The 6874-nt window shown below is 64.7% G+C and carries 6 protein-coding genes, 1 tRNA gene and 1 pseudogene; 5 read left to right on the top strand and 3 right to left on the bottom strand.

The features are described from left to right. Positions 1 to 124: 124 nt before the first annotated feature. Positions 125 to 820 (top strand): annotated as a pseudogene (locus ACWETB_RS14450) (class I SAM-dependent methyltransferase); the annotation flags it as partial. Between the two features lie 459 nt (positions 821 to 1279). Here the strand turns inward: ACWETB_RS14450 and ACWETB_RS14445 are convergent. The 3 genes from ACWETB_RS14445 to ACWETB_RS14435 all read right to left on the bottom strand — a co-directional run bounded on the left by ACWETB_RS14445 (position 1280) and on the right by ACWETB_RS14435 (position 2631). After that, a tRNA-Ala gene (locus ACWETB_RS14445) sits at positions 1280 to 1352 on the bottom strand. Between the two features lie 118 nt (positions 1353 to 1470). Then, positions 1471 to 2115, bottom strand: coding sequence for a DsbA family protein (locus tag ACWETB_RS14440; RefSeq protein ID WP_348804562.1), 645 nt, complete (start codon positions 2113 to 2115; stop codon positions 1471 to 1473). A gap of 174 nt (positions 2116 to 2289) precedes the next feature. After that, positions 2290 to 2631: a histone-like nucleoid-structuring protein Lsr2 gene (locus ACWETB_RS14435; protein WP_348804310.1), complete on the bottom strand. Its 342-nt coding sequence runs from the start codon at positions 2629 to 2631 to the stop codon at positions 2290 to 2292. Positions 2632 to 3386: 755 nt separating this feature from the next. On the opposite strand from ACWETB_RS14435, the gene ACWETB_RS14430 reads away from it, so the two are divergent. The 4 genes from ACWETB_RS14430 to ACWETB_RS14415 all read left to right on the top strand — a co-directional run bounded on the left by ACWETB_RS14430 (position 3387) and on the right by ACWETB_RS14415 (position 6868). Then, entirely contained in the window at positions 3387 to 3593 is a 207-nt protein-coding gene (locus ACWETB_RS14430) for a hypothetical protein (RefSeq protein ID WP_449743137.1), read from the top strand. Between the two features lie 10 nt (positions 3594 to 3603). After that, positions 3604 to 4488 carry an oxygen-dependent tRNA uridine(34) hydroxylase TrhO gene (gene trhO, locus ACWETB_RS14425; RefSeq protein WP_348804307.1) on the top strand — a complete coding sequence of 295 codons (885 nt, stop codon included), beginning with the start codon at positions 3604 to 3606 and terminating at the stop codon, positions 4486 to 4488. After that, positions 4485 to 5600: a CobW family GTP-binding protein gene (locus ACWETB_RS14420; RefSeq protein WP_452211820.1), complete on the top strand. Its 1116-nt coding sequence runs from the start codon at positions 4485 to 4487 to the stop codon at positions 5598 to 5600. The genes trhO and ACWETB_RS14420 overlap by 4 nt, the downstream gene beginning before the upstream one ends. 194 nt (positions 5601 to 5794) lie before the next feature. Beyond that, entirely contained in the window at positions 5795 to 6868 is a 1074-nt protein-coding gene (locus ACWETB_RS14415; RefSeq protein WP_348804305.1) for an N-acetylmuramoyl-L-alanine amidase, read from the top strand. Positions 6869 to 6874: the final 6 nt, after the last annotated feature.

Here is a 6874-nt window from a genome sequence, read left to right as displayed (position 1 = left end):
CCACCCGTCGAGTACGAGGCCGCCTACTGGTCGACCTACACGGTCACCAGCTACCGTGAGAACCCGGTCCCGGCATCCGCTGGAACCAACTAACCAAGCCTCCAGCAAACCCGGGGCGATTCACTTCTCCTGGGTGGATGGACGAGCAACCGAGGAACGCCCCGCCTGGGGTTATGCCCGCCAGCTCGCCGAGCGGGTTGGCAGGGCATCAGCGTCGTTGGATGTCCAGACCGGCGGCGGCGAGGTTCTCGCCGAGGCCGAGTCCTTCCCTCCCACCGCTGTCGCGACGGAGTCGTGGCCGCCGAACGTCGCGAAGGCCACCCGGCTGCTGCATCCTCGCGGTGTTGTCGTCGTGGCAGGCCCGGACGAGCCTCCGTTGCCGTTTGCTGACGAGGGGTTCGATCTGGTCACCAGCAGGCATCCCGCGACGATCTGGTGGGAGGAAATTGCCCGCGTGCTCCGGCCCGGCGGCACCTACTTCGCCCAGCACGTCGGACCGGCGAGCGTGTTCGAGCTGATCGAGTTCTTCCTCGGCCCGCAACCCCAAGCCAGGCGAGGACGCCACCCTGACGACGAGGCAGCCGCGGCAGAGGCCGCCGGGTTGGAGATCGTCAATCTGCAAACAGCGAAGCTGCGGATCGTGATCCACGATGTTGCGGCCGTGGTGTACCTGCTGCGGAAGGTGGTCTGGTGGGTGCCAGGGTTCACGGTGGAGAAGTACCGGGATCGGCTCCGTGACCTCGACGAACTCATCCGGCAGGACGGACCGTTCATCGCCCACTCCACTCGTCACCTGATCGAGGCCAAGCGTTCGTCGTAGTTGTGCATTGCGCGAATGTCGGAGGCGCGGAAGCGGAGATTTGCGCCGGTTAACACGAGCTGCACGGCCTTCAGGGTGCGTCTGACCTGGATGGTCTGTCGCTTACTCCACGCGTACTCGCGGGCCCTGCGATAGAAGAAGTGGTCGGTGCGGCTGGTGATATCGCGCAGCCAGGGTCCATTTCATCGCGTGGTCATCCCTTCGAATCGGGCTTCCGGCTGTTGGTCGCAATCGTCTCAGTGATGGTTCAGAGATCCAGAATTGAAGTGACGGAATGGATTCTGCGTCTGGAGCACCTAGCCCGCTGAGCGATAGAGCTACCGCGGGAGCGTCTGGCCCCCGCCGCGGTCACGATCTCGAATGCGAAAAGACAGGGCCAGGACAGACCGGCCGCGGCCGAGTCCGCTCAGGACAGAGAAAAACCCGCTCCGACCGAAGTCAGAGCGGGTTTCTCGATTGTGGAGCTAAGGGGACTCGAACCCCTGACCCCCACACTGCCAGTGTGGTGCGCTACCAGCTGCGCCATAGCCCCGTATTGTGTTGATCTCGCCCCTCGAAATGGGCACTGAGGAAGTTACACCATTGTGTCGGCGGGCAACAAATCGCCTGGTCAGTGAGTTGGTTGGCGACGCCGCGTATTCACCGGAACGTCACTGGGTCTCCTTGGTCAGGATCGTTGCCAACCACTGCGGGCCCTCTGTGATGTCGGGCACCGATTCTCCGTTGAGCAACACCGTCGGAGTGGCGACGGCACCGTCGAGTGCCTTCTGCAACTGCGTCGTCGACTGTTTTGCGGCCGCCTTGGCCTCGACGAGCTTCGCGTTGGCGGAGATGCATTGCTGGGTGGCCGGCGACGCCCCCTGGGTGGCGGCGATCCGGGCGAGATCGGCGTTGGAATGATCGGTGTCGCCGCCCTCTTTGGGCTGGTCGACGAACAGCGCCGTGTGGAATCGGAAGAACAGGGCGGGGTCTTTGGCATCGCCGATACATTGCAGTGCTCCGGCGGCTCGTTCGGAGTAGTCGCCCGACGCCGACTTCGAGTTGAGGAAGGTCAACATGTGGTACCGAACGCGCAGTGTGCCGGCGTTCACGGCGTCGACGATCGCCTGCCCGGACTCCTTCTCGAACTCCTGGCAGACCGGGCACAGGAAATCCTCGAAGACATCGATGGTGGTGGTTGCTGCCGGTTCGCCGACGATCAGTGCGGCGTTCTCGTTGAGAACGGTGTCGCTGACCGGCCCCAGATCCTTCTTGTTCGCGTTGAAGATGATGCCCATCACCACGAGCGCGGCCACCACGACCACGGCGACGCCGAGGAGGACGTAGGTGGCCTTACTCGACGTCGCTTTCGGCTGATGCCGCGTCGATGTATCGGTTTTCCGACGGCGCGAGGCGTCGGCGTTGGCCTTCTTCCGCGAGTCGGTCACGCACTCGACTGTAATGGGTGCGGCGCGGACCCCGTCGTCGGCTCAGTGGGCGGCTTCGAATGCCTCGAGGACATTCGCCGGGATGCGACCCCGGTCACTGATCTCGAAACCGTTAGCCACCGCCCACTTGCGGATGGCCTGGGTCTGCTCCTTGCTGCGGGCGCCGCCGACGATGCGACGCTTGGCGGCCACCGCACGACCGGCATCCGCGGTCCGCGAGACCTCGAGATACTTCGCCACCGCATCACGGAATTGCTGAGCGTGCTTGGTCGAAGTATCGAATTCGTACTCCTTGCCGTCAATCGCCCAGCGCACCGTTTCGTACTTGTCGAGAACCTTGCCGTCGATGTCGTCGACGATCTGGACGGACTGAACCTTTGCCATGTCAAATCTCCTGAGTCTGCGTGGGCAAATCGCTGTGGACAAATCGTGGGGACGCGTCTCGGTGAATGTCAAACCCTCTTCCGGAGACGGCTCCTCTGAGTTACCGCTGCCAGCGTCGATCATAGCCCCCGACTTTAAGACTTGGCTGAATTCGTGGACGTGAGCCTTACTGATTTTCGCTCCGTCGATTCGGTTATGATTCGGCGAATCAACTGGGGGTGGCGGTTGTCGATGGAATGGAATCTGTATCACTGGTTCCGATCAACGCCGCCGGGGCTCGTTCGTTTGCGTATATCTTGCGGTAACCCGTTGTGGTGAGCGCGAATCCGGTATCCGAACTCGATTCCAGGCAGTAAGTTCCATCGGTCTCGACCAAGCATGAGAATCGTCCGATTGCGATAGTCGTTCCGAAGTCGACTATCGCCGAACGGTAGAGCACCGTGGTGTCGTCGGCGCAGGCGCCGCGCTGGGGTCCGGAGGAGTCCAACACGGCGAGATTTGCCTCCCACTGGCACCCGGAGGGGGTCGACGCCGGCGGGTTTCCCTCGGCCGGCTGATCGTTGAGCCGACAGGCGAGTGTTGTGTTGCCGTTGACGCCGGTTGAGCAATTGACCGTGCGGTCGGGGGTGGAGAAATGGAAACCCGATGTCTGTTCCAGTGGCTGCTGCGGCCCGGTGGCCCCATCGTGATATCGAGAATTATCGGCGCGGGGTGCGAGTGAGATCACTCGGCCGATACTCCAATCGGGTAACTCGGTGGCGGTCTCCGCTATGCGGGAGGTCGATGACGACGAGGAACTCGATGTGTCCGATTCGGTTGTCAATTGGTCGGTCGGCGGCAGCACCAACGAGGTGGATTCGGTGTCGTTCGACATCGCACACGCGGTGATCACTGCGCCGGCTCCGACGATGAGCGCGGCACTCGCCGGGAGTGCCAGACGCCGACGTCGTCGAACTCCGTAATCTGACAACTGTGTCGACCCCCAAGATCGTCCTGTTCTATGTGTTCACCCCCTTGCCGGATCCCGAGGCGATTCGACTGTGGCAGCAGACGCTCTGTGAGTCGCTCGGGCTCCACGGCAGGATCATCTTGTCACCTCACGGCATCAATGGCACCGTGGGCGGAAATCTGGCCGAGGTCAAACGTTACGTCAGAGCGACCCGCGGTTACCGGCCATTCGCCGATGCCGACATCAAATGGTCCGAGGGCATCGGTGATGACTTTCCGCGATTGTCCGTGCGCGTGCGCCCGGAGATCGTCACCTTCGGTGCTCCGCAGGAGGTCGCCGTCGACGTGCACGGCGTGATCGACGGGGGAACCCGGCTCAGTCCCACCGAACTCCACGAGCTCATCGCCGCCCGGGGCGACGACGTGGTGTTCTTCGACGGCCGCAATCGCATCGAATCGTCCATCGGGCGGTTCGCCAACGCCATCACCCCGGATGTGGAGACCACGCGGGACTTCCTTCCGCTACTCGACAGCGGCGCATTCGACGATCTCAAGGACCGGCCGGTGGTCACCTACTGCACCGGCGGTGTCCGCTGCGAGGTACTCACCGCACTCATGCGCCATCGCGGGTTCGAGGAGGTCTACCAACTCGACGGCGGCATCGTCACCTACGGGGAACAGTTCGGCGACGACGGGCTCTGGGAGGGATCGCTGTACGTCTTCGACAAGCGGATGACCGTCGACTTCACCGAACGCGCCACCGTGATCTCCACCTGCGTCGAATGTGGCAGTCCGACAAGTAATGTGGCCAACCATCCCGACCGGCTGGGACGCGATCTCGCGGTGATCTGTGCCGAATGTTATTCGGCGAGTGCGGAATCGGTGTCCGGCCTCGTCGGGGAGCGATGAGTCGAGCCCCCATCCCGGTCATCGTGGTCGCCGGGTTCCTCGGATCGGGCAAGACGACCCTGCTCAACCATCTCCTGCGTACGGGAGGTGCGGCGTCCGGTACGCGAATCGGTGTGCTGGTCAACGACTTCGGGGCGGTGAACATCGACGCGATGCTCGTCGCCGGGCAGGCGGACGGGGCGGTCAGCCTCACCAACGGCTGCATGTGCTGTTCGGTCGACCGTGACGGTCTGGAAGCGGCGCTGGACTCGCTGTTGCGACCGTCGGCACGTCTGGACGCGATCGTCATCGAGGCGAGCGGGATCGCCGAGCCGAAGGCCCTGATCCGGATGGTCGTCTCGGCCGCCGATCCACGGATGCGCTACGGCGGTCTGATCTACGTCGTCGACGCCGCCATGTTCGCGCGTATCCGGACCGAGCATCCCGAGATCGACGGCCACGTGGGGGTTGCCGATCTGGTGATGGTCAACAAGGCCGATCTGGTCGACGCGGACGCCCTGGCGCACCTGCGCACCGCGCTGGCCGAGCTGAATCCGACCGCGGCGCAGGTGACGGTCACCGATGCCCGGATCGACCCGCAGGTGTTGTTCGATCCGGTGGCGGCCGACGGTGCGGGCACGGCCGGCCCAGGCCGTGGACCGCAACAGTTGACGCTCGATGCGCTGCTCGCCGAATCCGACGACGACCATGCCGGTGGCCTCGATCCCGACGACCATCATGCCGACGACCACGTCGGCCATGGCCATCCGCACCCGCACCTGCACGATTCGTTCACCTCGGTCCACTTCGGCACCGACGAGGCGATGGACCCACGAGCTCTGGCGGCCTTTCTGGAGCGGCCACCAACCGGCTGCTACCGCATCAAGGGAATCGTGTGGTTCGATCTGCCCGGATACCGGCAGCGTTTCGTCGTGCACGGGGTCGGGGGATTCGTGGAGGTCCGGCGCGAATCGTGGTCGGGTCGTCCACGATCGACGTCGCTGGTGGCGATCGGTGCGGGGATGGACGAGCAGCAGGTGCTCACGGGGCTGCGGGCGGCCGTCGCGACAGCGGCCACCGGCGACGATGAACACGGCATTCTGCACATCACCCGACATCTGCCGACGCGGTGACCGTCGCCGCTCGGTCTCGGCGCAGTCCGCGTCACGTCACAGCTGGCTAACGAATCCGATCGGGTCAGGTCACCGATTTCCCCTTCCGGACCAGGACTGTTTGACTGTGTGACAGCTGTGACTATTGTGGCCACTGTTGCTGGATGGAAGGAGTGTGGTGCGACTGCCGACCGGGCATGCGCACCCGTACCGCAATGACCCAGACACGATTCTCGCGACTGCGGCTGTCGATCGCGGCGGTCACCACCGCCACCCTGGCCGGTTCGGCGCTGCTGACCGCGACAACAGGAACCGCACCCGCCGCGGCGGCCCCGACGGTAGGAGCCCTGACCGGCAAGACGATCTTCCTCGATCCCGGTCACCAGGGCAGCGCCGCCGGACATGACCTCGCCAAGCAGGTCCCCGACGGTCGCGGCGGCACCAAGGACTGCCAGACCACCGGCGCGACGGGAGTCAACGGCACACCGGAGCACACGGTGAACTGGGACATCGCCCAGCTGGTGAAGGCCGGACTGGAAAGTCAGGGCGCCCGCGTGGTGCTCAGCCGCAACGACGACACCGGCTGGGGAGGATGCGTCGACGAGCGGGCCGCGGCGGCGAGCCGCTCGGGTGCGGCCGTCGCGGTGAGCCTGCACGCGGACTCCACGACAACCGGATCGGATGCCACCAAGAAGGGCTTCCACATGATCGTGCCGACGCTGCCGGTGCCGGACGCCACGGTCAACCAGGTCCAGGGCAGTGGCGGACGCACCGCGTCGAACCTGATGCGCGATGCGTTCCTCAAGGCCGGGTTCCCGGCAGCCAACTACGCCGGGGTCGTCAATGGCATCCAGACCCGCTCCGACATCGCGGCGGTCAACCTGACCAAGGTGCCCGCGGTGTTCATCGAGATGGGCAACCTGTCCAACCCGCAGGAAGCCGCAGCGTTGTCCGGGCGTGACGGCCAGCTCAAGTACTCGATGGCCATCACCGACGGCATCCTCAACTACGTCTCGGGTGCTGCGGCCACCTCGGGGTCGAGCGCCCCGACGACAAGCGCTCCCGGCGCGGCGGCGACCACACCGCCGACGACCACGACCACGCCGTCGGGGGACGACTCCGAACTCTCGGCCGTGCTGCCGTTCATCCAGAAACTGCTGGGCACCGAGGATCCGGCCGAGATCGCCCAACTGATGCTCACCGAAGGGCAGGACGCCTCCGCGCAGGTGCTCAACGCGATGCTCGAGGTGATCTACGGGCTGTTCGGCGGAAAGCTCCCGATCGGCTGAGTGATC

This window comes from Gordonia sp. NPDC003950, from assembly GCF_053605205.1.
Note: the sequence above shows the minus strand (reverse complement) of the source record. Positions and strands in the feature narration are given on the sequence as shown.